The sequence below is a fragment of the Trichococcus sp. genome, from assembly GCF_049589555.1.
Taxonomy (GTDB): Bacteria; Bacillota; Bacilli; order Lactobacillales; family Aerococcaceae; genus Trichococcus.
The window spans coordinates 1-2,365 of record NZ_JBAWAZ010000197.1 but is presented as its reverse complement, the minus strand read 5'-3'; the positions used below and the strand labels follow the sequence as shown (position 1 = coordinate 2,365).

General features: G+C 49.3%; 4 protein-coding genes. 1 reads left to right on the top strand and 3 read right to left on the bottom strand.

Annotated features, from left to right (window positions below):
* Nucleotides 1-785, top strand: a 785-nt coding sequence (gene sdaAA, locus WBV27_RS07605) for an L-serine ammonia-lyase, iron-sulfur-dependent, subunit alpha (protein ID WP_424200858.1), incomplete at its 5' end; no start/stop codon positions are given.
* Nucleotides 786-952: 167 nt separating this feature from the next.
* Here the strand turns inward: sdaAA and WBV27_RS07600 are convergent.
* From WBV27_RS07600 to WBV27_RS07590, 3 genes are all read right to left on the bottom strand, one after another.
* On the bottom strand, nt 953-1,330 hold the full coding sequence (locus WBV27_RS07600) for a Rid family detoxifying hydrolase (RefSeq protein ID WP_119093404.1): 378 nt from the start codon (nt 1,328-1,330) through the stop codon (nt 953-955).
* 135 nt (nt 1,331-1,465) lie between these two features.
* Nucleotides 1,466-1,813, bottom strand: coding sequence for a cyclophilin-like fold protein (locus WBV27_RS07595; protein ID WP_424200856.1), 348 nt, complete (start codon nt 1,811-1,813; stop codon nt 1,466-1,468).
* A 167-nt stretch (nt 1,814-1,980) separates the two neighbouring features.
* Nucleotides 1,981-2,365: ABC transporter substrate-binding protein (locus WBV27_RS07590; protein ID WP_424200854.1), on the bottom strand; the 385-nt coding region annotated here is incomplete at its 5' end.

Here is a 2,365-nt window from a genome sequence, read left to right as displayed (position 1 = left end):
CAGTCGAAAAAGGCTTAGCTGGCGATGGCGTATTTTCCCCCACTGGTTTGACAGGCGGCGAAGCCGTGAAACTGCGGAACTACCGCCAACGCGGCAATACCCTTTCAGGCGACGACCTGCTGATCGCAGTGGAGAGCGCCATCGCCACGAACGAGGTCAACGCTTCGTTGGGCATCATCTGCGCCACACCGACTGCAGGCTCATCAGGGACTTTGCCGGGTGTGATGTTCGCGATCAAGGACAAATTGGATCTCACGGAAGAACAGATGGTCCAAATGCTGTTCTGCGCCAGCGGGTTCGGCATGGTGATCGCAAACAATGCCATGATCGCCGGCGCTGCCGGAGGATGCCAGGCCGAAGTCGGGAGCGCATCCGGGATGGCAGCCGCCGCGGCCGTCGAAATCGCGGGGGGCACGCCTGAGCAAGCATCGGAAGCGATGGCGATGGCCATCAGCAACCTGCTCGGCCTCGTCTGCGATCCGGTTGCCGGGCTTGTCGAGATTCCCTGCGTCAAGCGCAATGCGATCGGTGCGGTCAACGCCTTGATCAGCGCCGATATGGCCTTGGCCGGGCTGACAAACAAAATCCCTGCCGACGATGTGATCGAAGCGATGCGCAAAGTCGGAAAAAACCTTCCCGCCTCGTTGCGCGAAACCGGCTTGGGCGGCCTCGCAGCCACCCGTGAAGGCGTACGCCTGAAAATGATGATCTTCGGGCAGCAGCTGGAAGCCAAGCCTGAATGGGTGGATGACCAGCCACCGGTCAAAGCAAATCCATTCGAATGATGGGCGTGTCTCTCCTAATTGATTGACCTGAGATTCATCGTGCGGCATCCACATCAATGCTAAGAATGTCTAAAAACGCGGAAGAATCGGACATCCAGAACACAGTCCTATCAAATAAAAGAAGAACGGCTGTCTCACTTGGAGACAGCCGTTCTTCTATATTAGTTTTAGTCTTTTCCTGCGATAGCTTCGATTTCGATGACGGCATCTTTCGGTAAAGCGGCAACCTGCACCAATGAACGGGCTGGTTTATGTTCGCCGAAGAATGCAGTGTATGCGCCGTTGATGGCGTCAAAATCGTTGATGTCCTTCACGAACACGTTGACTTTCACGATCGATTCCAACGATCCGCCGCCTGCTTTGACGATCGTCAAAACATTGTTCAGGCTGGCTGTTGTCGCTGCTGCAGGGTCAGTCACAAGCTCTTTCGTTTCCATATCGATCGGTAATTGTCCGGATGAAAAGATGAAGCCGTTCTTTCTTGTTCCTTGCGAATAAGGACCGATCGCTGCAGGCGCTTTTTCCGTACTGATGAATTTAGTCAAGAGATTACCTTCTTTCCTTTTAATCTTATTTTAATGATAGCACAACCTTGCGCGGATTGTGAAGCAGAATTTCTTCGACAGACTTTTTGAGTATATTGTGAGTGCGGCTGCCAAACCAATACAATCCAACTGATTTCAATCAGAAACCTTGGTAACAGATATTTCCCCTGTCAATTCTTTGATATGTTCTCCCCCTGAAATAGCTATCCCCAAATCATACAACCCCCGATAACGTCCAAAGCTGCCATAATACATGACGACATTTCCCCATGGTTCGAAATATGCAAGTGTGCCAGCAGGACCTTCTGCACTTGGAGTGTTACTGGTATTCAGTTTTGTTGGCGGATAAAATATTTTTTCGTTGTTCCCATAATTCTCTACACTTATTTCCAAGGGTAGCTGATTATAGAGCGATCCTGCAGCCTTGCTGTCATTTAACAGAAATATCACCGTATGCGTATTATCACGAACTTGTATGAGCATTTTTTAGTCTCCTGTCTCCCTATCATTTTCAGATGATTGATCGCCTTGCATTACTGAACTCAAAACTGATTCCACACTACTCATTTTAGATCTTAACCTTAAGATGAAGTCAACATTCTTTTCCAACAAAAAAAGCGACTTTTCAGTCGCTTTTGGCAGATTTATCATTATTTCCGATACATTTTAATTTCCAGGAACAGGTCATTATACGTCCCCAGTGTTTTGGCTCCCAGGTTTTCGTAGACTTCGAGTTTGTCCATGATTTCATCGGAAGGGTAAAATTGTTCGTCACTGGTGATTTCAGGATCCATCAGCTCGATGGCGGTTTTGTTCGGTGTGGCGTAGCCGACGTATTCCGCATTGATTGCCGCATTTTCTGGTTCCAGCATGAAATTGATAAAGGCATAGGCGCCTTCGATATTTTTGGCGGTCTTCGGGATGACGATGTTGTCGAACCACAGATTGGAGCCCTCTTCCGGGATCACATAATGGAGATTTTCGTTTTCCCATAGCATCTCGCTGGCTTCACCGGAGAAAGTGACGGCGATGGCC

Bases quoted from the DNA above. Each gene is read 5' to 3' on its own strand.
- WBV27_RS07595 (WP_424200856.1), bottom strand. From the start codon at position 1,813: ATGCTCATACAAGTTCGTGATAATACGCATACGGTGATATTTCTGTTA.